Raw genomic sequence first — 25,071 nt, 5'->3', positions numbered from 1 at the left:
ACCGTCGAGAACTTCGAGGGCGCCGAGCCCGTCGAGCTGGAGATGCAGGAGCTGGAGGCCCTGGAGGCCCCGGGCTGGGGCACCTGGAGCGTCGCGTTCTCCACCGGCGTCTCGGTCGGTGTCTCGGTCACCCTGACCTGATCACTGCGCGGGATCCCGCAGCACCCCCGATAGCAACTTCCCAGAGAGGCACCTGACATGAGCGAGAACCTGGGCACCGTCGAGAACTTCGAGGGCGCCGAGCCCGTCGAGCTGGAGATGCAGGAGCTGGAGGCCCTGGAGGCCCCGGGCTGGGGCACCTGGAGCGTCGCCTTCTCCACCGGCGTCTCGGTCGGCGTCTCGGTCACCCTGACCTGATCACTCCGCAGAACCCCGCAGCACCCCTCGTACAACTCCGCAGAGAGGAACCTGACATGAGCGAGAACCTGGGCACCGTCGAGAACATCGAGGGCGCCGAACCCGTCGAGCTGGAGATGCAGGAGCTGGAGGCCCTGGAGGCCCCCGGTTTCTGGACCGGCGTCTCCGTCGGCACGGCCATCAGCGCCTCCGTCGCCACCTCCATCACCCTCACCTGAGAGCGACACCGGCGAGCGCGCTGACGCGACGGGAGACGGAGTAACCGGCTCTCCTTCGCAAGCTGGAGCCCCCTCGGGCGACACCGAGGATCTGCGGTGGTCCGGCCGGCCCGTCCGGCCGGACCCCCGCAAGGGTGCACCGCGCTCTCCCACTCCCCGCAGCCGTCCCGATAGGAAACTCCATGAGCGCTGTCACGAGCCCACCCCCGCCCACCATCCCGGCCCACGCACGGCGCCCCCGCCTCGCCCCGAGCGCCGAGGTCCACTCGCCGGCCGACGGCCAGGGCGACTGGGTCCTCCAGCACGGCGCACGCTACGTACGGATCAACGAGAAGGTCGCGGATCTCGTCCAGGAGCTGGACGGGGAGCGCGACCACGAGGCCCTCGCCGCCCGGCTGGGCGGCGCCTGGAACACCGAGCGGGTGGGCAGCGCGATCTCGCGGCTCGACTCGCTCAAACTGCTCGACGACGGGGAGACCCCGGCACCCGCCGTCGCCCCCCGCTTCCAGATCGTCCCGCCCATGACGCTCCAGCTCACGCTGCTGCGGCCGGGACGCACCATGCAGGCCCTGGGCCCGCTGTTCGCCCGCCTCTTCTCCCGGGGCGCGGTGGCGGCCGCCCTGCTCTGCGTCCTGCTCGGTGTCGGCGCCCTCGCCGCCCAGTGGGACGCGGTCACGGCGACACTCAACAGCCCCCTGTCCGCAGGGACGTTCGCCGGAGTGCTCCTCGCCCTGCTCCTCGGCGTGTCCATCCACGAGCTGGGCCACGCCGCCGTGCTCATCCGCTACGGGGGCCGCCCCTCACGCATCGGCGTCATGCTCTTCTACCTGATGCCGGCGTTCTTCTGCGACGTCTCCGACGCCTGGCGCCTCCCGGCCCGCCGGCAGCGGGTCCACACGGCCCTCGCCGGACCGGCGGTCCAGACGTCTCTGGCGGCCGCCTCGGCCCTCGCGGCCTGGCCCCTCGACGACGGCACCGCCAAGACCTGCCTGCTCTTCTTCGCCGTCACCAGCTACGGAACGGCCCTGCTCAACCTGACGCCGTTCATCAAACTCGACGGCTACATCGCCCTCATGAGCCACGTGGACGTCCCCTACCTGCGCGACCGCGCCATGGCCGACGCCCGCCGCACGCTCGCCCGGTTCCTGTTCGGCGGCACCTACCAGCGCGAACTGCATACCCGCTGGACCATCGCGTACGGCTTCGCCTGCCTCGCCTTCCCCGTGTACTTCCTGAGCGCCGCCCTCCACACCTGGCTCGGCACCCTCCAGCGGGTCGGCTGGGTGGGGCTCCTGATGGCCGCGACCGGACTCTCGTACCTCGCGTGGATCGTGATCCGCGGGGCCCTCCGGCTCGCCGCCGAGGTGAAGGCCGCCGGCGTCCGCCCGGTCCGGGCCGGAGCCGTCTGCACGCTGCTGGCCGCGCTCGCGTGCGCCGCGCTGTTCCTGCCGGTCCGTCAGACGGCGGCCGCCGCCTACGTCACCGACGCCCGCGGCACCCGCCTGGTCCTGCCGGAGGGCTCCGCGACCGACCGGATACGTCCCGGGCAGCAGGTGTCGCTGCGGACGAACGGCCTGATGCTGAACGACCCCGTCGCCACCGCCCGGGTGGGATCGGCCCCGTCCGGCCAGACCGAGGTCCCGGTCTCCGCCTACTTCCCCGTCGACGTGGGCGAGACCGTGCTCATGGACTCGACCGCCTACCCGCTGGACCTCGCCCGTACCCCCGCGCCGGCCACCGGCACCGCCGAGGTCGAGCTCGGCAGCGTGCCCCTGTGGAAGTCCCTGCACCGCACCTATGTGCTTCCGTTCCTGCCCTTCTGACCCTGGAGACACCGTGCTCGACACCCGGTTCATCAACTTCTGCCGCGCGGACTCGCTCTTCTACGACGCCCCCGCCACCGAGTCCGTCGGCGCGGACTTCCACGAGGGCCGGAACCTGCCCGAGGGCTGGACGGCCACCCGGGGACGGGAGTGGACGGTGTGCGTCCCACCCGACTCGAGCGTCCCCGACCAGGGATGGAAGATCCACGTCGCGGCGTCCCCCGACAACGCGGCCGGACTGCTCGACACCGTCGCGCCGTACTGCGTCGAGCACGGGCTGATGTACAAGTACATATCCGACCCGGAGACCCTCGCCCGCCGCGGCAGCAAGTACGGGGACCGCAGCGCGAGCGGCAAGTTCATCACCGTCTACCCCGCCGACGAGACGGAGCTGAAGCAGGCCCTGGACGGCCTGGAGCAGCTCGTCGGAGGCACCCGCGCCCCCTCGATCCTGAGCGATCTGCGCTGGCGGGAGGGCCCGCTCCACGTGCGGTACGGGGGCTTCGTACTGAAGACCGCCCGGCTCAAGGACGGCACCCTCACCCCCGCGATCACCACCCCGGACGGCGAACTCGTCCCCGACGAGCGGCGCCCCGGGTTCCACACCCCCTCCTGGGTCACCATCCCCTCCTTCCTCCAGGAGGCCCTCGACGAGCGGCGCGCCCGCACCCTCGGCGACTTCCCCTTCCGCGTCTACAAGGCCCTGCACTTCTCCAACGGCGGCGGCGTCTACCGCGCCGTCGACAAGCGGGACGGCAGCGAGGTCCTGCTCAAGGAGGCCCGCCCGTTCGCCGGCCTCGACGCGGCCGGGGACGACGCCGTGGCCCGCCTCGACCGCGAGCAGTGGGCGCTGTCCCGGCTCGCCGGGCTCCCGGCCGTCCCGGCGCTGAGGGACGTACGCAAGGGGAACGAACACCACTTCCTGGCCCGTGACTTCGTCGACGGCACTCCGCTGACGGAACTCGTACGCCTGCGCCACCCCTACGGCAGCACCGACAACACGCCCCGGGCCAGGGCGGAGTACGCCAACTGGGCGCTGCGCATCATCGGCCAGGTCGCCGAGGCCGTGGCCGCCATGCACGAACGCGGTGTGGTCTTCGGCGACCTGCACCCGGGCAACATCCTCGTGGACGCCGACGACACCGTCGCCTTCATCGACATGGAGACCGCCACCCCCGCCGAGGAGATGCGCGCGCAGGCCATGGGCTCCCTCGGCTTCCGGGCGCCCGACCACCTCCGGGGCCCCGCCGTCGACCTGTTCGCGCTGGACGTGCTCCGGCTGACGATGTTCGTCCCCATGCCGCACGTCGTGCCGTGGGGCACCGAGAAGATCCGCACCCTGATCGACACGGCGGTCCGTGACTTTCCCCTCCCCGAGTCCTTCGCCCGGCAGATCGAGCGCGGTCTCGGCGACGATGTCCTGGGCGCGCGAACGGAGTTCGGCGTGCGCTGGCCCGCCGCCGGGGAGGAGACCGGGAACCTGATCGCGAACATCGCCACGTCCATCGTCGAGGCGGCGACCCCCGAGCGGACCGACCGCCTCTACCCGGGTGACGTCTCGCAGTTCATCGTCGCCGACGGGGGCGTGACCTTCGCGTACGGGGCGGCCGGCGTGCTCTGGGCGCTCCACCGCGCCGGGGCCGAGGTGCCCGGCGAGCACGTCGAGTGGCTGCTCGGCCAGGCCGGCCAGGTCACCGGCGACGGCCCCGGCTTCTTCACCGGCCTCGCCGGCATCGCGTACACCCTGGACGAACTCGGCCACCCCGGCGCCGCCGACGCCGTCATGGAGCGGGCCTTCGCAGGATGCGACGCCAACGTGTCGACGACCCTGGCGACCGGCCTCTCGGGCCTCGGACTGACGGCACTGCACCTGGCCGCCCGGCGGGGGGACGACCAGGGCCCGCGCCAGGCGCTCCAGCTCGCCGACCGGCTGCCCGACGCCCCGGCGCCCCAGCGCATCGGGCTGTTGCACGGCCGCTGCGGCAGCGCCCTCCTGCTGCTCCGCCTGTACGAACACACCGGCCGCGGCGACCTGTTGAAGCGGGCCGTCGCCGAACTCCACGCGGAACTGGAGCTCATCGAGCGCACCGACTTCGACGACCGTCTCCTCAGCCCCGGTCTCGAGGGTTCCGCCGGCATCGTGCTCGCCCTCCGCGCCGCGCTCCGGCACACCCCCGGCGACGAGCGCCTGCGCACCGCGGTGCGGCGGCTCGTCAGCCTGCGGCGGGGCGGCTTCGCCACGTCGTGCGGCCTGCTGCACGGACGGGCGGGCGAGATCCTCGCCCTCGACGACGGCGGCAGCGCGTCCGAGCGGGACGTCATGCGCTTCCACCTCGAAGCCCTCGGCTGGGAGGCGATCGCCGCCGAACCCGGTCGTGTCGACTTCCTCGGCAACTACGGCTACCGCCTCTCCACCGACCTGGGCACCGGCTCCGCCGGCGTCCTCCTGGCCCTCACCGCCCTGCGCGACGGCACCCCGGCCCTGCCCTTCCTGGCCCCCGCGGCCATCGAGGCCCACCGATGATCGACATCCCGACCACCCTCGCCCCCGCGTCGGGCATCGCCCTGCGCTACGCGGTGACGCCCCCGCACGACGGCGACCCGCTGTGGAGCAGCGCGGTCGAACTCCACCCGGTGGAGGACTTCACGGGCACGGTGGGCTCCGCGGGTTACGCGGCGTCGGTCGGGGGCTCGGGGTCGGTGGGGTCTGGGGCTTCGGCGGGGCGTTCGGGGACGGTGGCCTCTGCGGCCTCTGCCGCTTCTGTGGCCTCTTCGGGCTCTGCGGGCTTTGCGGCTTCCGCCGGCTTCGCGGGCTCCGCGGCGGCTGGGACTCCGGGGTCGGTGGGCTCCGCGGGTTCCGGGGCCTCGGCCGGGCGTGCGGGCTCTGCGGGCTTCGCGGCGGCTGGGGCTCCGGGGTCGGTGGGTTCCGCGGGTTCCGGGGCCTCGGCCGGGCGTTGGGGCTCTGCGGGCTCTGCGGGCTCTGCGGGCTCCGCGGGCTCCGCGGGCTTCGCGGCGGCTGGGGCTCCGGGGTCGGTGGGTTCCGCGGGTTCCGGGGCCTCGGCCGGGCGTGCGGGCTCCGCGGGCTCCGCGGGCTTCGCGGGCACGGCGGGATCCGCGGCCTCGGTCGAGGCCTCGGGCCCTGTGGGTTCCGCCAGTTACGCGACCTCCGCCGGTCCCTCTGGCCCGGCGGGGCCTGCCGGCTCCGCCACCGCCACCGTCACCATCGCCACCGCCCCCGCAGCCCCGGGCACCCTCCTCCTGGACCCCCCGCTGTCCTCCCGGTTCGCCGGGGCCAGCGGGACCTCCCGGGTCGATGCCCTGCTGCGCGGAGCGGGCGAGGCCGTGGAGCGGCGGGCTCTGCACCCCTCGGCCGCGTACCCCGCCCGCACGGGCACCGCGGCCGGCCTGGACGGCACGACGCTGTACGCGCACCACCCGGGCCACGCCCTGTCCCACCCGGACGCGGAGGCGGCCGAACTGTCCTGGTACGAGGCCCGCGCCCTGGACTCGGACACCCCCGTCCTGGTCCCCGCGGACCTCGTCGACTGGCCCGCCCGCCGGGCCGACCTGTTCGACCCGAGCCCGTCGGGGGCGGCGGCCGGCGCCAGCCACGAGACCGCTCTCGCGGCCGCGATGACCGAGGTGACGGAGCGGGACGCCCTCACCGTCGCCTGGGACCGGCAGCTGCGCCTGCCGACGTACACCCCGGCGCCCGCCGGCACCGGGCTCCGGGCGGTGTGGGAGCGGGCGCGCGCGGCGGGGCTCACCCCCGTCCTCGCGCGTATCCCCACCGCCGTATCCGGCCTGTGGTGCATGACCGCCTGCCTGATCGACCCGGAGGGCCCCGGCGCCCTGGCCACCGTCGGCATGAAGGCGTCGACCCGGCCGGCCGAGGCCGCCGCGAAGGCGTTCCAGGAGGCGTGGCAGGTACGGGTCGCGCTGCGGGCGCTGCGCGCGCGGGGCGAGACCGGACACCCCGGCCCGATCGTGACGGAGCACGACCGGCTCTCCCACATGCTGACCCGGCCCGCCTACGAGGCCGTACGCGACTGGGTCGCGGGATTCCAGGAGCCGGTCACGCTCCCGGCTCCGCCGCCCGCGCGGGACCTGGGCGCGGAGGAGATCCGGCGGGCCCTGACCGCCGACGGCGCGGGCCTCCTCGCCGTCGACCTCACCCCGCGCCTGCCGCGGGCCGTCGCCGCCATGGGCTGGCACGTCGTCAAGGTGCTGGCCCCCGGCTACCAGAACCTGCGGATGGACGAGACGCACCGCTGGAGCCGGCACCTGCCCCGGCTGGCCTCGGCGGTCGAACGGACCGGCTGCCCCGCCCGCCTGGACGACCCGCGGGATGCGGCCCCGCACCCCTTGCCCTGACCCGGCGGTGGTCCGCCGCCGCTCGTTCCCCCCACCGTGAACCACCGATCAACCGAGCTGAGAGAAGACACAGATGCTGGAACTGGAAGAACTCGTACGAGACTTCGGCGATCACCGTGCCGTCGACCAGGTGTCCTTCCGGGTGTCCAGGGGCCGGTTGACCGGGTTCGTCGGCGGGAACGGCGCCGGCAAGACCACCACCATGCGCATGATCATGGGCGTACTGGCCACGAACGGCGGCGAGATCCGCTGGGACGGCGCCCCCGTCACCGCCGCCGACCGCAGGGACTTCGGGTACATGCCGGAGGAGCGGGGCCTCTACCCCAAGCAGACCGTCCTCGGCCAGCTCGTCTATCTGGCCCGGCTCCGTGGCCAGTCCAACGCCGAGGCCCGCCGCCACACCCTCGAACTGCTCGAACGCCTCGGGCTCGCCGAGAAGAGCCAGTCCCGGCTGGAGTCCCTGTCCCTGGGCAACCAGCAGCGCGTGCAGATCGCGGCCGCCCTGCTCGGTTCCCCCAAGCTGCTCGTCCTCGACGAGCCCTTCTCCGGACTCGACCCGCACGCCGTCGACACGATGGCCGAGCTGCTGCGCGAGTACGCCGCCGCCGGCATCCCGGTGCTGTTCTCCTCCCACCAGCTCGACCTGGTCGAACGGCTCTGCGACGACCTGGTGATCATGGCCTCCGGCCATGTCGTCGGCAAGGGCACCGCGGACGAACTCCGTCACCGCGACCGGCCCCGCTACCACCTGGTCACCGGCGAACCCGCCGGCTGGGCCCGCGACGTCCCCGGCGTCACCGACGTCGAGGAACTCCCCGACGGAGCCCGCGTCGAGCTGGCCGCCGACGCCGACCCCGGCGAGCTCCTGACCCGGGCCCTCGGCCGGGGAGCCGTGCACGCCTTCACCCCCCTCGTTCCCAGCATCGCCGACGTCTACCGGGAGATGACCTCCGCATGAGCACCGTGACCTCCAACCCAGCAGACCGGGCCGAGACGTCGCCCGGCCCGAAGGGCACGCCGACGGCTCCCGGAACCCCGTCCCGCACGGCCACGCAGGCCTCCTGGCGGATCGTCGCCGCCCGCGAGATCTCGGTGAAGCTCACCAACCGCGGCTTCCTGGTGTCGACGCTGGTCACCCTGGCCCTGATCGTGGGCGCGCTCGGACTCCAGCTCTACCTGGCCGACTCGATGGGGAAGATCAGCGTCGCGGTGGCCGACCAGCAGGCGGGCCGGATCGCCGGCCAGGCCGAGCAACTGGCCGTCCGGGCGGACCAGGACGTCGAGATCACCGTCCGGAAGCAGCCGTCCGCCGCCGAGGTGCGCGAGACCGTACGGTCCGGTGAGGCCGACGCCGGGCTGCTGTTCGAGGGCGGCCGCTGGGTCCTGCTCGGCGACACCGGGCAGAACGACATCGCCGCCACCTGGATCGGTGCCGCGGTGCAGACGAACGCCCTCGACCGCAACGCGCAGGCCGCGGGCACCAGCCTGGGCGCCCTCAGCGAGGGGTCGGAGGTCAAGCACGTCCTGCTCTCGGCCGACAAGACGCCCGAGGGCGCGGTCCGGATGACGACGTACTTCTTCGGCTTCCTCTTCTACCTGGCCGCGGTCCTGCTCGGTGCCGCGCTGGCGACCAGCGTCGTGGAGGAGAAGCAGAACCGCATCGTCGAACTCATCGCCAGCTCCGTGCCGTTGCGGTCCCTGCTCGTCGGCAAGATCGTCGGCTCCACGCTCCTGGCGCTCGCCCAGATGGCCCTGTTCTGCCTGGTCGGCGTCGGCGGCCTGATGGCCACGGGCGAGCAGGAGTTCCTCGCCGACATCAGCTCCGGCCTCGGCTGGTTCCTCGTCTTCTACGTCGTCGGCATCGCCGTCCTGGCCTGCCTGTTCGCCGCCGCGGGCGCGCTCGCCACCCGGAGCGAGGACATCCAGTCCACCACGACGCCGGTGAACGCGGTCACCGCGCTCGTGTTCATCCTCGGCGTCACCGTCTCCGGCGGGGTGCGGGAGATCCTCTCGTTCGTCCCGCTGACCTCGACCGTCACCATGCCGGCGCGTGTCCTGGCGGGAGAGACCGCCTGGTGGGAGCCGGCCGTAGCGCTCGCCCTGTCCATCGCCGCCGCCGTCTTCATCGTCGGGGTGAGCGGCCGCGTCTACCGCAGGGCGCTCCTCCAGACCGACCGCAAGCTCTCGTTCCGCCAGGCCATGAAGCTGACGGACTGACCTTCCCGCACCGACCCGACCCGCCGGTCACACACACCGGCACCGCCGGAAACCCAACCCCCCCCACCGGAAGGAAATCCCATGACCGCCTCCCGCTCCACCACCACCCTCGCCGCCCTGCTGGCCGTCCTCGCCGGCGCCGAGGTGGCGGTGTTCGCCAGCGACACCGCGGACGGCGTCCGCTACGGCGTCGGCGCCGCTCTCGCCGTCGCGATCCTCGTGGTGGTGGCCCGGCTCGCCAAGAGCGGCTCCTCCGACTGACGGACCCCCGACCGTCTCCGGGGCCGGCCGGCCGACACCGCCGTCCGGTCCGGCCCCTGCCCCACCGCCCTCCCTCCTCCTTCTCCCGCGGAGCTGTCCATGAACTCCCCCCATCAGGTGTCGATCACCGGTCCGTCCGGGGCGCCGCCAGAGACGGCGGCGATCCGTTTCGTATCCCTGCTCCCGGCCGGGTGGCATGCCGAGGTCGACGGGTTCCAGGAGAACCTCGCCCGCCTCCACCTCACGGCCCCGCCCGGAACCACCACGTCCGAGGCCACCCGGACCGCCGCCGCCATCCTGTCCCAGCCCGGCCTCCAGGGCTGGCACCTGGCCGACGAGTGACACCCGGACCGTCGGCCACCCTCCAGGGCTCGATCTTCACGGAAGGTTCACAAGTTTGCTAAGTTGACCGCTGCGTGCGCGAATTCCACCGACAGGCAGGTGGTCTCGAGCGCTTTTGGACGGAAGGAGCGCCCTTTCCATGGCGTCGGAACGAATCTCGCGCCCCGAAGCGACCGACTTCGCGAAGCAGGCCGACTCCGTTGGCCAGTGAGAGCGAGGGCCCGAGCCCTGACGAGGTCCAGCGGTACGTCAACGGGCTCTACGACCGGGCCGAGAACGACACGGGCAGATACAACGCGACCCGCGCCGCCAAGATCCCGCGCCAGCGGGACACGGTCACGCGTGGCCGATCCCAGGAGGCCACGGAGCCCGCGGCCGGATCCTTCGCCCGCAAGTGGTTCGACTCCGCCCGTGCCGCGTTGGGCCCGATCGTGCCGGCGACGCTGCCGGACGGGAGGACGCCGGGCCGTCCCGAGCGCGCACCCGAGCCCGTACGACCCTCGCGCCCGGCGGAACGCCCCGCGGAACCCCTCGCCCTCGAAGCGCCCAAGCCGCCCAGGACGCCCACCGGTGTCGCGCGCGAACTGACCGCCGGAACAGCTCAGTCACCGGCCGCCGGATCCCCAACCACCGGATCCCCAACCACCGGATCCCCAACCACCGGATCCCTCCCGGAGATCCCCGCTCAGCGCGTCGCACCGGCTCTGCCGGCCGAGTCCGGTTGGGGCGAGAGCACCTGGCCCGGTGACGTCCTGCCGGTCCTCGGCGGCGACACGGCGGCATGGCCGCTGTACGAGCCCGCGCAGGCGCCCGTACCGCCCCCCGCCGCGGAGCTCAGCCCTCTCCCGCTGTCCGGCCCGCAGCCGACCATCACGCTGCCCTCCGCCCCGGACCCCACCGCGGGTACTCACCACACCTCCGCTCCACCGGCCGGCCTGACCACCGCGGCCTATGACGCCGGCCTGCTGGAGGTTCCGGCAGCTGCCCTGACCGCTCCCGCTCCGGCGGTGCCCACCGAGCCGGCCGCCGCACCCGCCCCCTCCACTCCGTTCGCACCCGGCGCCTCCACTCCGTTCGCACCCGGCGCCTACGGCGGATCCTGGCCGTCGCCGGACAGCGGCCACCGCAACCGGGCCGAGCGGGTGATCGCCTTCGCCCGCGCGCAGACCGGCAGGCCCTGCGTATGGGGCGCGGTCGGGCCGGGATCGTACGACGCCCCCGGCCTCACCCAGGCCGCGTGGAAGGCCGCCGGTGTCACACTTCCCCGGACCATCCAGGCCCAGTGGGAAGCGGGAACGCCTGTCTCGCTCGCCGAGGCCCAGGCCGGAGACCTGGTCTTCTTCCACGACGACCTCGCTCACGTCGGCATCTGGAGCGGGGACGGCATGATGATCCACGCCCCGGGCCCCGGAGCGCTCATCCGGGAGGAGTCGGTGTTCTTCGCCGGCCAGTCGGCGATCAAGGGCGCGGTTCGTCCGGCCTGAGGCTTCAGGCTTCGAGACGCGACGAGGGCGACCGCGCGGGATCACGTACGACGAGTCGGGTGATCCCAGGATCGCCCCGTACGGCGCGCCCTCCTCTCGATGGTCGTAGCAGACCGCGTTGGGGATGGCGACGACCGCCAGGAGGGCATCTGCCGAGAGATCGCCGAACGGCAGGGCCTCGTGATCGATCCCGCCGAGCCTGTTCGGCCCGCCCCGCCCCGCACGTCCACTGTCGGAGCCGATCCATCGTCCCTAAGCTGGCTGCTTCGGTTCGGGATGCCTGAACCGGCGGGCAGGACGGGGGAGTTAATGCAACGGACCTGGCACCGTGTGCTCGGAGATCTCAGGACTCGCACGAATCTGGACGCGTACGTGGTCTCCGTGTGCGCCCTGCTCTTCGCCGTGCTGTCGCTGGTCGGTGATGTCCTCTCCCAGCGGCTCCAGTTGACGGTCGTGCTGGCCGGCGTGGGTCTGCTGGTCTTTCGGATAACGCTGCCGGAGCGGCGGGCCGCGGACGTGGAGGCGGTCCTCCATGACCGTGCCGATCTCGACTCGGTGCCGCTCTCCGCGCGGCTCGCCGGGGCCCGCGAGGTCGCCGTGTTCGCCCCCTCCGGCATCAATCTGCTGAGTTCGGGCACCTGCGAGGCGCTGCGCAGTCAGGTGCTGGCGCGCGCCGACGGGAAGGTGCGGGTGCTGCTGCTCGACCCCTCCGCGGCGGAGGCGGTGCGGGTGGCCGCCCGGCAACTGGACGAGGGGCAGGAATTCTCGGTGGAGTCGTTGGAACCATCGCTGCACACAGTGGTCTCCCGCATGGAGATGATGCGCAACTGGAATGTCCCCGGGAGTTTCGAATACCGGCTCATTGACTTCAGTCCCGGATTCAGTATGTTCACGGTCGATCCCGGAACCAACGATGGAACACTGATCGTCGAGTTTCACGCTGTTCACGGGCGTCACACTGGCACCCGTATGCACATTAGCCTGAGCCGGGCCAGCAGTAATCGCTGGAATGGTTACTGGATCGAACAATTCGAACATCTCTGGGAATTGGGTCGACCGCCCGTCAACTGAGCTGCGAGCATCGAGGATTCCGCTTGTGGGTGCTGTCAAAGCCTTGCTCACCGGCCGTTCAGTCGCTGATAATAGGCGGCCCTATACGTCCGTGAAAAATAGGCGGATCGCCCATGGGTTCGACCGTTTCGCCCTTCCCCAGACTTGACTTCAAGGGTTGGCACATCGTGTTGCCGGAGCGCGGCCGTCAGTTCCTGCTGCCCTCCGAGAATCTCCGTGAGCCGCTGGATGCCAAGGTGACCGAACGCAAGTCCGGGTTATGGGTGCTGCGAACCGATTCGGGACTCGGCGTGGTGGTTCCGGACGGCATGGATGTCATACGCAACGGAACGGCCGTCACCGGAATGGCCGTTCTGCACCAGGGGGACACCCTTGAACTCGGCGGCCGTCTCGCGATCTACGAAGAGGTCCAGCGCCTCACACTGACCGTCGGCGACGCTCTGGTCGACCGCCGCTGTCTGCACTGTTTCACCGCCCTGGCGGTGGGGAGCGAGGTGATCCGCTGCCCGCTGTGCGGTGAAGGCTACTGCCCAGACTGCTGGGAGCACCTGGTGGGCAGCCGGTGCTGCTCGCGCAACTGCCACTTCTCTCCTGACAGTCAGGGAACGCATGACGAGTGAGCGCTACGCCCAGCTGTCGTCGGTCCGGTGGTGGCGCCAGGATCTGCTCAAGGCAGCCCGGGCGATCGTGGTCGGAGCCGGCGCCCTGGGCAACGAGGTGGTCAAGAACCTGGCCCTGCTCGGCTGGGGGACGGTCGTCCTGATCGATTTCGACCGTGTGGAGGGCGGCAATCTCGGGAAGTCCGTGCTCTTCACGGAGAAGGACATCGGCCTGCCCAAGGTGGTGGCCGCCCGGGCCGCCGCGGCCCGGATCAATCCCGACTGCACCGTCGTACCCCTGGACGGCGAGTTGCGCACCGTGGCGGGCGCCGGACTGTTCGCCCGCATGGATGTCGCCTTCGGCTGCGTCGACAACGCGGCGGCCCGCATTGCCCTCGGCCAGCTCGCGGGCCTCACGGGCTGTCTGCTCGTCGACGGCGGCCTCACCCCTTGGGAGGGGGTGGTCCGGCTGTATGCCCCGGACGACACCGGCCCCTGCTACGTGTGCACGCTGACCGAGGAGGACCTCGTCGACCTGACCCTGCGCCACTCCTGCCTTGCCTACGCTCGCCGCGCACAGTACGGACAGGGAGTGCCCACCACCGCCCTCGGGGCATCGGTGGCTGCAGCGCTCATGGTGCAGCAGGCGGTGAAGTGGATCCACGACGATCCGGAGATGCTGCCCGTCCCCGTCGGCGAGGAGATACGCGTCGACCTCGCCCACGACCGCTACGTCCGCATCGGGCTTCCCCGCCGCGAGGACTGCTGGCTGCATCCGAGGGCAGCCTCCCCGGCCTCGGCCCCGGCCGGCTGGGTGCAAACGGACACTGACTGGGCGGGGCTGCTCTCCTCCTGGCGTGGCGCTTCGGACCAGCCCGACGCGGTGCTGCGGCTGCCCATGGAAATCAACGCGCGCGTGACGTGCCTGCAATGCGGCACCGTCCGGTCGATCGGCCACATCCAGGCGAGCACCGGCAGCCCCGGGGATGAGGACAACTCCTGCGCCGAGTGCGGCGCACAGGCCGTCCCCGACCTGTCCAACGTGGTGACCGGGGACGAAACCTGGGCCGGACTCTCCCCCGGGGCGACCGGCTTCCCCCCGTGGAGCTGGGTCCAGGCCGGGCTCCCGGGCGTCGACACGGTCGTACACCTGGAACTCCCCGGGTCTCCCCCGGAGCCGGAACTGGCAGGGCTCGACCCGAGGGGGCGGGAATGACCTCACCTCACCTCCGACGGCTCGCCAACGACTACGCGGGAATGCTCGACCTCGTCGGGAGCAGCGAACTGATCAGCTTTCACAGTCTGGGAAGCCCGCCCTCCAAGTACATCGTCAAAATGAGCTGTCTAGGTCTAGTACAGGTCAAGGACGTCCTGCTCCGGTCGAGCGAGCACGAATTCGATCTGCTGCTCAGTGAGAATTTCCCGAAGCTGCCGCCCAGGGTGGTGTGGAAGACCGCAATATTCCATCCGAATTTCAAACCCCCGGACGTCTGCATGGGCGACATCTGGTATCCGGGACTCTCGCTCGCCGAGCTGTGTGTGGCACTGTGCGAGCTCGTCCAGTACAAATCCTTCAACATCTACGACCCACTCGACACGCAGGCCGCCTTCTGGCTCTGGGAGGAACTGAGCCGGGACGAGTCGATCGTGCCGATCGACGGTCGTCCGGTCGTCAATCCGCAGTTCGAAATCACGGCTTCTCCACGCCACGATCCGGTGGAGGAATAGACACATGCACAAGCTCGACGCGCACACCGTCGCCGAGTACTTCGGCCAAATCGGATGGAACTACCGTATCGTCGACACCAGTACCGTGCTCGCCGGCGTGCGATGTCTGATCCCCTGTTACGACTACCGGGCCGTGCTGGAGATACGCACCGGCGAGCCCTGGGTCTACCTGCGGGTCCTCCTGCAGCACGACGTCCTGCCCGCCCGGCGCGTGACCGTGCTGCGGTTCCTCTCCCGATGGAACCAGCGCTGCCACCAGGCCCGGCTGCTCTTGGTCGACGACTGTGTCGTCGTCCAATCCGAGATCGCCACCGTGCAATGCCACTTCGGCGCCTTCCGTGACGCGCTGTCCGCCGTGTGCCGGTACAGCGAACTCGTCGGGGTGGAGGTTTCCGTACTCGCCACCAATCCCGCCGCCTGCGAACTCTACGAGGCTGTCGAAGAGGCCCGGCAGAACGACTACTCACCCACCGCCGGCCGGGGACTCACGGCCGGAGAGCTGGACTTCGACTTCGATCTCGTGGTGAATCCCGCGTCGTCGTCCGCAGCCGTCCCTGCAACTCCAACCGCTGCGAGGTAAAGCATGGCCACCCCCGCTCCGGAGGCGATTCCCATCATCCTCCGTGCGAGTTTCGGTACCAACTCCTGGGACCTCTCCCTGCCCCTGGACATCAATATCTCGGCCATCATCAGAAAACTCATCCGGTCGAACCTGGGCTTCGAGGAACAGGACAGTACCGGCGCTCGTATCCCCTACCGGCTCCACTGGCAGGAGGGCAACCGTTACCTGCTGGAGGGCGAGACCCTCCGCACCGCGCAGGTCAGCGCCCATCACACCCTGACCATGTCGGCCGAGGCGCGTGCGGGTGCCATCGGCGTGCGGCCACGGTCATCGGCCGGGGTCCGGTCATGACCGATGCCGACGAGGACTTCTCGATCAGCCCGGTCCCGAGGATCTCCCTGAAGGACACCCCCGCGAGCATCACCGAACTACCTCTGGGCGCCGACGGTTTTCGCCTGGAAGTCGCCGATCACGTGCTGTCGGGCATGCGCGGCCACGCCGCGCTCGACACCGAGCAGGAGTGCGGGGGCGTCCTGCTGGGACGGCACTACTGTTCCGACGACAGATACGCGGTACGGATCACTGACTCTCTCGCGGTGCCCACCGAGAGCCGCAGCCAGGTGCACTTCGACTTCGACGCCACCTCGATGGACGCCATCTTCACCCGCCTGGGAGACGGTGCCGAGGAGTACGTGGTCGGCTGGTACCACTCGCATATCGCGGGGGCCCCGTTCATGTCCGGCATCGACCGACGCACCCACCGCCGCCACTTCACCGAGCCCTGGTACGTGTCCTGTGTGGTCGGGGCCGGGGAATGGGGCGTGCCGGTGGGCTTCTGGCGGTGGGTCGACGACCGGCTGCGCGCCGTCGACGACTACTGCGTCACGACGCGGGCTGTTCCGCCGCAGGCGGTGCTGGAGAACCACCGGCGCTACCTGCGGGCCTGCGGCATGCCGGAGGACTCCGCAGAGACCTCCGTGCTACGGGCGCTGAGCTTGTTCCCGGCCCTCGGCATCGATCCGCGCGGACCGCTCGGGCAGGTCCTGCTGCCGCCGAAAGAGCCCTCGGGCGGCCGTCGGTGGCTGCTGGGGAGCGGCTCTCAGCTTCAGCTGATCGTCGGGCTCGCGAGCGCCGCGGCAGGAGAGCCGAGCGCCGCTGCCGAACTGGCTCTGCTCAGGGAACGGCTCCTGATGACCCGCCCGCTGCAGGATGTCCTGCACCGAGCGCTGTTCAACGGCGACTTCACCGACCTGCTGGCTGTACACCGCGGCGTCTGCTGCGCGCTGGAACCGGACGGGGAGATGGTCCGCCGCTACGACATCGCCAACGGCGGGGCGATACACGTGACCCTCGGCGTGCGTCTGGACACCCTCTCCTTCGGTCCCGAAGGAGATCTCTTCCTCACCTCGGACGACCAGCGGCTCTACAAGCTGCCGCCGACTGTCAAGCAGGAGGGGTCGGCCTATCAGTACGAGTTCCACACCATGCTGCTGACGGGGCTCGACGGCACCTGCCGGCAGCTCCTCGCTGCTGAGGACGAGCTCTGGATGCTCACCGACGACGACCGCTGGCTCCGCTACCCCTACCCCCGGCGCATCGAGGCGATCAGCCCGCTGGGGTCGGGCCGACTGCCCCCGGCCGACTGCCACTTCGTGCTGGAGGAGCCCGTTTCCGAGTCCCCTTCGTCCCGGTCGTCTCTGTCTTCAGTGTTCCTGCTCACCGCGGACAGCGGCTCGCTCGGCACCTGGCGGTGGGAGGCAGGGACCTGGGCGGAGCAGTGCACGTCGAAGCTGCCGGCACCGTTCCGTGACGCGTCCGTCGTCCAGGCCTGTGTCGGCGGTCCGGGCATCTACGTTCTCTTCGAGGACCGCACGAGACATCAACTCGCCCTTTTCGAGCGGGGGTCACTCAAGTTGCTCTGCCACTTTCTCGATCTGGAAACCAGCGAACCGGTCAACCCCACCGGTATGTGCGCGGACCGCATCGGGCGCGTCTACATCCGGACCGAGGACGAGTTGTACCGGATCAGGGTCTGAACGGGCACGGCGGATGGCGCCCGACGGGGAGGGGACGCGGTGAACATGCCGGAAGTGATCGAGAGCCTGCTGGGCGGGGATCCGGCCCGTGCGGCGGGTGGGTTCGCCACGGCCCATGGTCTGGCGCAGCCGCGGGGGGTGCCGGGGACTGCGTTCGACGCTGACGCCGTCCAAGCGCTGGCCGACGCATTGCGCGAGGGGCGGCCCGGGGAAGCGGAATGGTGGACGCTGATCGCGGAGTTCTGGCTCGCCTTGGGGATGGCGGGGACGGCGATCTCCTGCACTCTGCAGGCCCGGCAGCTGATCAATCAGGGGGTGCGGGCCCGTCCGGCGCTGGTCCGGCGGCTCAGCAAGACGGACACATCGGCACGGACCGCGCTCACGGCCACCGACCCCTCCGCCGATGAGGCGCCCGTGCTCCCCGAGCCGGAGCCCGCCTACACCAAGTACGTGAGAATGCTCGAATACCGGGACCGCGGCGGGTTTCAGATCGACACGGAGCTGAAGCGGAGGTGGCAACGCGAGGGCCAGTACTGGCTGATCGTGGAGAACTTGCTCGCCCACGCGGCCAACAACCGGCTGGACCACTGGCTGTTCTACTCCGGCACCGAAGAACTGGTGCGCTGTGGGCGTGCGTTGCACAGTCTGGGCGACCGGCCCTCAGCACACGCTTGCTTCAGCCTGGTGGTGTCGGTGCACGGTGAACCCGCATCGGATCTCGGCGACGAGCACCCCGTCGACCCCCACGTGCGCTACGCGTATACCTATCTGAGCCGCTCGCCTGGTCTGGCGGACCGGCTCGGCGAGCCGTCGCCGTCCGGCCATCGCGTACGAGGGGCCGCGCTCATCGAGTGGCTGGAGCGGGAGGGCCTGCAGAAAGAGTTACTGACGGGCCCGTATGTGCGGGACCTGTGTGCCGGGCCGATGAGTGGCCGGCTCCGGACGCTGCGCCGACAGGTGGTGGGTATAGCCCGGCGCAACGGATGGTTTCTGCCTCTGATCGAGGATCTGCTGCCCTCCGGCCCCGACGCTCTGGACGCGACGGCACCGATCACCGCTGCTCCTCCCCCACAGTCGGCCCCCCTTCCGGGCGGCGTGCGCGGCGTCCGCGGGGCGGTACCCGCCGGCGAGGGTTCGGCTGCGCGGTTCGGCTGGGCCGCGCCGGAGAGTCTGCCCCGGGATCTGCCCGGGATCACGCCGGCTAACCTGCCCGAGACGTTGTCACCGGAGATGCGCAGACGGCTGGCCGAACTCTGCGCGGCCCCCTCGGACCCCGCGCTGTTGCGAACGGTGGTCGGCATCGGTCCGGACGGCGGCGACCTGATCCTGGAGATCGCGTCGGGCAGCCCGACGGTGCTGCTCGGCAACGCCGGCGAGGTGGACATGACCGGGCACATCGCGGCGGAGCTGGTGGCCTCGGGTGTCCCGGTGTTGTGGGCCCGCCATCCCGGACCGGAGGGCTCTGCGCACGGCGTCACCGGCGGCTGGCGCCGACTGAGCGACGGCGGGCACTGGGGGCGGCGCGCGAGTTCCTGGGTGGCCGAGTTCAAGCATGCCGACACCCGGGCCGCGGTCCTCGAGTGCCTGATCTCCGGGGCTGGTCCCTGCCCGGATCCGGCGGGCGACGACTGTTTGAGCGGACTGCTCGACGCCGTCTGCGGCGACCAGGGAGCGGAGGACCTGGCCGACGGTGGCCGCCAGTCCCTGCGCCGACTCGCCGCCCGGGTGGTCGAGGACCGGGCGAGTATCAGCTACTCGGGCCCTTCCGCCCTGCGCCGCACCGCTCTGCTCCTGGAGCGCACCACCAGAGCCGCGGAGTCCCTGCGTGGGGCCATCTCGATGAGCTGGTCGGATCCGCCCGTACGGATGACGGACGCGCCGAGTGCGGTGCTCCTGGAGCTGCCCGTCGACGACCCGACGGCTGCAGCCGTTACGCTCACCCTGGTCACCGGGTCGCTGCTGCGGACCGCCGAGGTCGTGCGCGACGGCAGCACCACCACGGCGGCCACGACGGACATTTGGCCGGCGGGGTTCGATCTCAAGGTACGGCCGCGAGTCGCCGGCGAGCAGACCGACGACACCGGCGCCGACCGCGTCGGCCCGTTCGAACCCCCGGCCCCGGCACCCGCAGGCCCGGCCCCCGCCTCGTGGCTCGACGACAAGGACTACGACTACGGTCCGTTCGCCGACCACACCGACTATGCCGTCCAGGCCGAGCTCACCTCGGCCTGGACGGAGTACGGGATGGTCCGTCCGCACCGCTGGCAGCCTGTGTGCGTGCTGGTGTCCGCGAGTCTGGCGACCGTGCCGGTCGGGCTCCTCGAACGCTTCGGCGCCGACGGGGGGGCCCGTGAGCACGGTCTGGTCGTCGCGAGCACCCTCGTGTCGCCCGCCGAACTGCGTACGGCGACCCACTACGGCACGTTCCTGGTCGGCCGCTCGGTCGAGCGACACGACGAGCTGCGTACGGCGTTCGAGGTGGGAGCCGGAGTGCGGCTCCCGTCCCCGGCGGACACCCGGGATGCGGACGCGTGCCTGGTGCGGTGCGCGGGGCTCGACGGCGCCCGTTGCGACCCGCTGGTTCTGTGGCCCCGGAGCTCGGCTGGAGGGGGGGAATGACCGTGCCGCACCCCGACGACTGGCGCAGCCACTACGAACAGGGGATCGAGGCTCTGAGGGCGGAACGGTTCGAGGACGCTCGGGCGCTCTTCGACCAGGCCGTCGAGGCCGGTGCCGACCGCTGGGAGGCGTACTACGCCCGTGCCTGGGTCACGGTGGTTTCCCCGGGCGGCAGCGTCGACTCGCTGAGCGCCGCAGAGGACGATCTAGCACGCGCCGTCGGGGAGTTCGGGGCCGGGGCGGACGCCACCGCGCTGCGTGGGGAGATCGCCCGGCGGCGCGGGGACGCCGAACAGGCGCTTCGGCACTATCTGCACGCTCTCGGTCGCAGCAGCAGGCCCGACTTCGTCGAGGAACAGGTCTGCGACATACTGTCCGACCTGCTGGAGGAGCTGGAGAAGCAGCCCGCAACCGAGGCCGCGCTGGAGCGCTGCGAGCGGCTGGTGCGGCTGGTACAGGCAGCACCGCTGCCGCCGAAGCGCGCTGACGAGTTGCTGGCGGAGGTGATCGCCAGCCGAGCCCACTGCCATCATTCGGCAGGTCACCAGGAGGCCTACCAGGAAGATGTCGACGCGGTTGCGCGGCTGGCCCCCGAGCACCCCATGGCCGCCGCCGGCAACGCCAAGGCGGTGTCGAACGGCGCTGCCCCGCTGAAGTCCGTCTCTTCCGAACCGACGTTCGCCGCAGTGGGCGGGCTGGATCACCCGGGCAGCTTCATGCGCACCGTCAAGCAGCTGTTCGAGACCTACTTCGCCACGCCCGACGTCGATGCCCTGCGGCGGAAACTGGCGGAGTACGGACAGACGCCGACCCAGTCACTGCTGATGTTCGGGCCGTCCGGCTGCGGCAAGACACACATCATCCGAGCCCTCGCCGGGGAGTACCGTGCCCGGCACCACCTGGAACTGCCGATCGTCCGGATCCGCCTCAACGAGGTCCTCAACCGGTACGTCGGCGACGATCAGAAGGCCCTGACCAACCTCATCGACCAGGTCATCGACGTCCAGCCGGCCATCCTGTTCGCCGACGAGGTGGACGCCATCGGCATGTCCCGCGAGGACAGCCAGGACTGGCGCATCCATCTGGCGGCACACTGGATCCAGGAGGTCGACCGGCTGCGAGAGTCGGGTGCCTCCGTTCTGTTCTTCGGTTGCACCAACCGAATTTGGGCCATCGACCCGGCTATGCTGCGCCGCTTCGATCAGATGCTGCCGGTGGAACTCCCCGGCCCGGAGGTCCGCTCCCAGGTTTTCGAGCTCTACATCAGTCGGCTCAGCACCCGGCTGCGCCCGGAGGCGGTCGATCTGAAGCTTCTGGCGGAGCGGTCGCACGGACTGACACCCGGCGACATCCAGCAGGTGGTCAGCCGGGCCTCCCAGGATCTGCTGGGCCGTGGTGACGGCGCTGAACGGCTCACCCAGGAGGCTCTGTTGCGGGTCCTGCGGGCCCGCAGCCAGCCCATGCACGTCCGGGAGTGGGTGCGCCAGTCGGTCAGCGCGCTGCGCAACAACCATCTCGACGCCATGGCGGAGCAGGTCGAGCGGACGTATGGACCGTTCGTCGCCGACTTCGACGCGCTGACGCAGGACGTGGCCCCGGGGGTGCCGGCCTGGCGGTCCGTACCTGAGGGCGCCTGGACCGAACAGCCCCATTTCGACCTCAGTCTCATGCGGAAAATCCGGAGATGACAGTGAGCGCAAAAGACACGGTCGGTTTTCTCGTCGATCACATGAGGACGGTGTGTTCCCCGGAACCACGTGACGGCAAACCGGTCTTCTGGCTGGGCGCCGGTTGCTCGACCCACGACGGTGTGCCGCTCAATGCCGAGTTGCTGCGGCTGGCCCTGCCCGAGGACCGGGGCACCTGGGGCAGCCCTCAATACCGGTTCGACGTATTCTGCGACAACCTCGGAGCGGACCGGTCCCGGGCCGACTTCCTCACCCCATACGTCGAACGGCCCCTGCAGCCCGACTCTCCCTATCACGGCCTCACCCGGTTGATGCGAGACGGATACGCCGACGTGGTCTTCACCTTCAACATCGACGACCTGCTGGAACAGGCCTTCCAAGAGGCCGGGTTGCGCGAGCACAAGGACTACCAGGTGATCCTCGTGCCGGAACTGGTGCCGAACGTGGTCGCCCAGCGGCTCTCCCCGCATCAGGGCCCGCGCCTTCGGATCGTAAAGCTGCACGGCGACTACCGGTGGGGCATCAACTGCATGACCAGCAGTGAGATCACTCAGTATCCGGAGGCCATCCGCAGGGCTGTGGAGGTCTGGTCGGGGCAGCCCGCCGTGGTGTGCGGCTACTCCTTCTTCCACCTCAACGTGCTGGAGGCGTTCAGCCGTACCGGCTCCTACATGGTCTACGCCAACCTGCGATTCCCGGACGCCCCCATGGTGCTGTCCCTGATGTCGGCCAGGAACCCCAAGTCGGCGTGGTTCGTCGACGGCGACCTCGGCTCCTTCGGCGGGTTCGTGGACGCTTTGGAGGAGGGACTGAGGCCATGAGCGATCTGGACGTCAAGCTGTTCGGTGCGCATCTGAAGGTGCACCCGCGCGACGGGACCTGGCGAGCCGCGCTCGTCGTCGGATTCGACGGAGGTGCCGCTCTCCTCGGGCATGATGGGCCGGAGGTCTTCCAGGACGACCTGCTGGTCCCGCAGTACCGCAGAGTCGAAGTGGCCTGGCGCAGCATCCTGCACGATCAGAAGTACCGGATCGACTGGATGAAGAAGCACACGTCGTCGTCGTCCCCGAACAAGATGCCGGACATGAAGGCCATGTGGTGCATCGCGCGGATGGTCCGGGACGGATATATCCGGACGATTGTCGCCACGGACAACGCGGGCGTATTCTTCAACGCCTTGACCGAACTCGGCGTGACGATGACGAAATACCGGTGCAGCGAGTTTCTGCCCAACGCGCTGCCGGTCAAGGCCGCCGGCTCCGGTTCTCTCTTCATCGATGGCGGGGAACTTCTGCTCCGCGAGTGCGAGCCGGACAGTCTGGGAAACGAATCAGAACACACCGAAAAAGTACACCAGGCTCTCCGGAGCTATCTGGCCGGTTTCAACGCTGTGTACTGCTGGGGATGGTGCAACGTCAATTACTCGATCAAGGACATCTTGCCCGTGTCGAGTGAGCGCCTGAAGATCCTGGGCTGGTACGAGTCCACGCTGAACGGGATCACGCTGAGATCCAACGAGTACTCCCTGGTGGAATGCGACGGTTCCGAGCTGTCCAAGACCGCGGACACCGAGATATTCCACCGGCTGGCCGACGAGCTGTTCGACGACGAGGAGTTCCCGAACACCACCGCCTGGCAACAGAACGCACCGGAGTCGCCCCGGCCGGTCTCGCCGAACTCGACCCCATGGACGCTGCTCTCCGAGGAATGGCGCGCCCAGTTGGTCACCAATGTCGAGCGACACCGGGTCAGCTATGTCGGGATCGACGGCGAAGTGACCCGCGGATACTGCTTCGATTGGCTCGCGGCCGAGCTGAGAGGGCGCGGGCATAATGTCGTCGAGCGCGCCGACAGCGACATCTCGGCTCTGGGGAAAAAGGCCACTTTGATGTCCGGTCTCGGCCAGGACATCTGGTTCATCGGTCGGCTCAACGGCAACGCGACGATCGACCAGGAGTGGCGGAGCACGCTGTTGTCGTACTCCCAGCACTGGAACGGCCGCTCCGACGCGCCGCAGGAACGGACCGGTGCCGGATCGCGCATCGTGCTGCTCCTTCCGGACATGGCTACGAGCAGGCTGGAGATCTCGCTGCCCAAGAACGGTGAAACGTGCGTCATGTCCGTATTCGACAACAGTCACTTGGACCAGGACACCGTCATCAATTATGTGGATTCGACAGCCGGGCCGCCCATCGCGGACATCACCGCCGCCGATATCTCCAGGCTCGCGAAGAGGATGATCGACCGGTGCCGGGTCAGCGACGCCCCGCCGCTGGACTGGCTGCACGACGCGCTGGACCTGTGGCGAAGGCTGCTTCAGTCGGCGATCACCGACCGAGCCGCCGTGGGTACGGACTCCGATCATGAGTCCGTGCTGGCTTATGACGAGCTCCTGCGGCTCTGGGAAGAATCCGTCAACCTCATGACCAATGCCGAAGTGCCGCTGGACTTCGACCTCGGACCTGTGCATCTTCGAATCGAGGACAACCCACCTGAGGGCGGCAACCCATCCGAGGGCGCCAATATCCGTGAGGACGACGATCCACCTGACTTCGATCTCGGCCCTGCAAAGCCCCGGCAGTAGGAGACAGCGATGCAACCTCGTCAGGCCTACGAACGGGATCGCCGAAAGAGCAGCCCACCGGACCCCGACCTGCGTCTCAAAGCCAAGGACAGCTGGCTTTCCGTCAACCTCACGCCCCCTGATCCGACCCACAGCAGCCTGACCGTCCAACTGCTTGCGAGCCTGCAGGACAGGCGATTCAAACTGACTTACGAGATGTCCGGCGACATCATGGACGTGCGGGACAGACTGTCGAGTATTCAGCAGAGCCATGAGGTGAGCACCGAGCAGGCGCGCCGAGACACGACGGCTTTCATCACGCCCGAGTTACCCACGAAGTCCGTGACCACCGACCTCCAGGACGGTGTGATCGAGCTCCTGACATGTCAGTCCTTCCTGGATACGGCCTCGGCCCTGCGCGAGGTGGCGGACTTCGACAACACGCGGGGCAAAGAGCAGGATCTCTTGCTGGACAAGGTCGCCGACATGTACCGCTACTGGTTGACCGTGATCGTCGACCGGGTCCGGAACAGGCGCGACGGTGTGGACTTTATCCAGTCACTGCTGCGGTCGGATCTGGAGATCCTGGTCAGCCTGGGGGTGCGGTTGGCCCGGGAACCCGCGGTCCGGCCGGCGCTGCAGCAGGATCTGGTCGAGGTTTACCGCCGCAGCGAGTTGTCCTCCGAGACCAGGCGCCGCGCCTTCAATTCCATGCAGCCGACCACCCAGGCAGACCTCGTCAACGCGATCTCGCCCTCGGGCACCTGACCGTACGCCGATCGGCGAGCACGCGACGTGCCGGGGCGCTGCACGGGCTGCCGTCTCCCGCTGCCCGGGCCGCAGTCCTCGTATGACGCGTCCGAGCAGCACCGTCTTGACCGACCACTTGTCGCGGGTGTCGCAGGTCGCTTGGCGAGCATGTCGTCGCGGAAGGCGGTGAAGTAGCTCTCCGGGAGGGCGGTGCCTCGGCGACCGCGTACTGGAACGGCCCCGCCGACGCCTTGCCCGTAGACGCGTTCGCACGTCGGGCAGGTCTACCGGGAGCATCTCCCGAGCCACTCCGATCGCTGGCGATCAAGTGCCCCCGGATGCCGCCCACGCCGAAGGATGGCCCGCTCGCGATACGGTG

General features: G+C 70.1%; 23 protein-coding genes. All 23 read left to right on the top strand.

What is annotated here, in order from left to right; genetic code table 11:
- The first annotated feature begins 42 nt into the window (after positions 1-42).
- The 23 genes from ACFZBT_RS12600 to ACFZBT_RS12490 all read left to right on the top strand — a co-directional run bounded on the left by ACFZBT_RS12600 (position 43) and on the right by ACFZBT_RS12490 (position 24,710).
- The gene (locus tag ACFZBT_RS12600; RefSeq protein WP_391102327.1) at positions 43-141 is read left to right on the top strand and encodes a daptide-type RiPP; all 99 of its coding nucleotides are present in this window, start codon (positions 43-45) and stop codon (positions 139-141) included.
- Between the two features lie 57 nt (positions 142-198).
- The gene (locus ACFZBT_RS12595; protein ID WP_391101909.1) at positions 199-357 is read left to right on the top strand and encodes a daptide-type RiPP; all 159 of its coding nucleotides are present in this window, start codon (positions 199-201) and stop codon (positions 355-357) included.
- A 56-nt stretch (positions 358-413) separates the two neighbouring features.
- Complete coding sequence (locus tag ACFZBT_RS12590; protein ID WP_391101906.1) at positions 414-575, top strand: daptide-type RiPP; 162 nt, start codon at positions 414-416, stop codon at positions 573-575.
- Positions 576-757: 182 nt separating this feature from the next.
- Positions 758-2,398 carry a daptide biosynthesis intramembrane metalloprotease gene (mpaP, locus tag ACFZBT_RS12585; RefSeq protein WP_391101904.1) on the top strand — a complete coding sequence of 547 codons (1,641 nt, stop codon included), beginning with the start codon at positions 758-760 and terminating at the stop codon, positions 2,396-2,398.
- Positions 2,399-2,411: 13 nt separating this feature from the next.
- A complete protein-coding gene (gene lanKC, locus ACFZBT_RS12580) occupies positions 2,412-4,922 on the top strand; it encodes a class III lanthionine synthetase LanKC (RefSeq protein WP_391101901.1) in 2,511 nt (836 codons plus the stop codon).
- Between the two features lie 617 nt (positions 4,923-5,539).
- Complete coding sequence (locus ACFZBT_RS12575; RefSeq protein ID WP_391101898.1) at positions 5,540-6,772, top strand: YcaO-like family protein; 1,233 nt, start codon at positions 5,540-5,542, stop codon at positions 6,770-6,772.
- Between the two features lie 73 nt (positions 6,773-6,845).
- A complete protein-coding gene (locus ACFZBT_RS12570) occupies positions 6,846-7,730 on the top strand; it encodes an ATP-binding cassette domain-containing protein (RefSeq protein ID WP_391101895.1) in 885 nt (294 codons plus the stop codon).
- Complete coding sequence (locus ACFZBT_RS12565; protein WP_391101893.1) at positions 7,727-8,989, top strand: ABC transporter permease; 1,263 nt, start codon at positions 7,727-7,729, stop codon at positions 8,987-8,989. The genes ACFZBT_RS12570 and ACFZBT_RS12565 overlap by 4 nt, the downstream gene beginning before the upstream one ends.
- A gap of 81 nt (positions 8,990-9,070) precedes the next feature.
- Positions 9,071-9,250: a hypothetical protein gene (locus ACFZBT_RS12560; RefSeq protein WP_391101891.1), complete on the top strand. Its 180-nt coding sequence runs from the start codon at positions 9,071-9,073 to the stop codon at positions 9,248-9,250.
- Positions 9,251-9,349: 99 nt separating this feature from the next.
- Positions 9,350-9,592, top strand: coding sequence for a hypothetical protein (locus ACFZBT_RS12555; RefSeq protein ID WP_391101888.1), 243 nt, complete (start codon positions 9,350-9,352; stop codon positions 9,590-9,592).
- Between the two features lie 200 nt (positions 9,593-9,792).
- The gene (locus ACFZBT_RS12550) at positions 9,793-11,076 is read left to right on the top strand and encodes an NlpC/P60 family protein (RefSeq protein WP_391101886.1); all 1,284 of its coding nucleotides are present in this window, start codon (positions 9,793-9,795) and stop codon (positions 11,074-11,076) included.
- A gap of 99 nt (positions 11,077-11,175) precedes the next feature.
- The gene (locus ACFZBT_RS12545; RefSeq protein WP_391101884.1) at positions 11,176-12,147 is read left to right on the top strand and encodes a hypothetical protein; all 972 of its coding nucleotides are present in this window, start codon (positions 11,176-11,178) and stop codon (positions 12,145-12,147) included.
- Between the two features lie 113 nt (positions 12,148-12,260).
- A complete protein-coding gene (locus ACFZBT_RS12540) occupies positions 12,261-12,767 on the top strand; it encodes a hypothetical protein (RefSeq protein ID WP_391101882.1) in 507 nt (168 codons plus the stop codon).
- Positions 12,757-13,962 carry a ThiF family adenylyltransferase gene (locus tag ACFZBT_RS12535; RefSeq protein WP_391101880.1) on the top strand — a complete coding sequence of 402 codons (1,206 nt, stop codon included), beginning with the start codon at positions 12,757-12,759 and terminating at the stop codon, positions 13,960-13,962. Before ACFZBT_RS12540 ends, ACFZBT_RS12535 begins: the two co-directional genes overlap by 11 nt.
- Positions 13,959-14,474 carry a ubiquitin-conjugating enzyme E2 gene (locus ACFZBT_RS12530; RefSeq protein WP_391101877.1) on the top strand — a complete coding sequence of 172 codons (516 nt, stop codon included), beginning with the start codon at positions 13,959-13,961 and terminating at the stop codon, positions 14,472-14,474. The genes ACFZBT_RS12535 and ACFZBT_RS12530 overlap by 4 nt, the downstream gene beginning before the upstream one ends.
- A gap of 4 nt (positions 14,475-14,478) precedes the next feature.
- The gene (locus ACFZBT_RS12525; RefSeq protein WP_391101875.1) at positions 14,479-15,054 is read left to right on the top strand and encodes a hypothetical protein; all 576 of its coding nucleotides are present in this window, start codon (positions 14,479-14,481) and stop codon (positions 15,052-15,054) included.
- A gap of 3 nt (positions 15,055-15,057) precedes the next feature.
- The gene (locus tag ACFZBT_RS12520; RefSeq protein WP_391101873.1) at positions 15,058-15,387 is read left to right on the top strand and encodes a hypothetical protein; all 330 of its coding nucleotides are present in this window, start codon (positions 15,058-15,060) and stop codon (positions 15,385-15,387) included.
- Positions 15,384-17,072, top strand: a complete 1,689-nt coding sequence (locus tag ACFZBT_RS12515) for a Mov34/MPN/PAD-1 family protein (protein WP_391101871.1) — start codon at positions 15,384-15,386, stop codon at positions 17,070-17,072. The genes ACFZBT_RS12520 and ACFZBT_RS12515 overlap by 4 nt, the downstream gene beginning before the upstream one ends.
- A gap of 39 nt (positions 17,073-17,111) precedes the next feature.
- Positions 17,112-19,691 (top strand): hypothetical protein, encoded by a 2,580-nt coding sequence (locus ACFZBT_RS12510; RefSeq protein WP_391101869.1) that lies wholly within the window; start codon positions 17,112-17,114, stop codon positions 19,689-19,691.
- Positions 19,688-21,379: an AAA family ATPase gene (locus ACFZBT_RS12505; RefSeq protein WP_391101867.1), complete on the top strand. Its 1,692-nt coding sequence runs from the start codon at positions 19,688-19,690 to the stop codon at positions 21,377-21,379. Before ACFZBT_RS12510 ends, ACFZBT_RS12505 begins: the two co-directional genes overlap by 4 nt.
- A gap of 41 nt (positions 21,380-21,420) precedes the next feature.
- The gene (locus tag ACFZBT_RS12500; protein ID WP_391101865.1) at positions 21,421-22,200 is read left to right on the top strand and encodes an SIR2 family protein; all 780 of its coding nucleotides are present in this window, start codon (positions 21,421-21,423) and stop codon (positions 22,198-22,200) included.
- Positions 22,197-23,963 carry a hypothetical protein gene (locus ACFZBT_RS12495; protein WP_391101862.1) on the top strand — a complete coding sequence of 589 codons (1,767 nt, stop codon included), beginning with the start codon at positions 22,197-22,199 and terminating at the stop codon, positions 23,961-23,963. Before ACFZBT_RS12500 ends, ACFZBT_RS12495 begins: the two co-directional genes overlap by 4 nt.
- A 9-nt stretch (positions 23,964-23,972) precedes the next feature.
- Positions 23,973-24,710, top strand: a complete 738-nt coding sequence (locus ACFZBT_RS12490) for a hypothetical protein (protein ID WP_391101859.1) — start codon at positions 23,973-23,975, stop codon at positions 24,708-24,710.
- The last annotated feature ends 361 nt before the right edge of the window (positions 24,711-25,071 follow it).

It is taken from the genome of Streptomyces sp. NPDC008137, from assembly GCF_042957035.1.
Taxonomy (GTDB): Bacteria; Actinomycetota; Actinomycetes; order Streptomycetales; family Streptomycetaceae; genus Streptomyces.
This window is presented reverse-complemented; position numbering and strand designations above follow the sequence as displayed.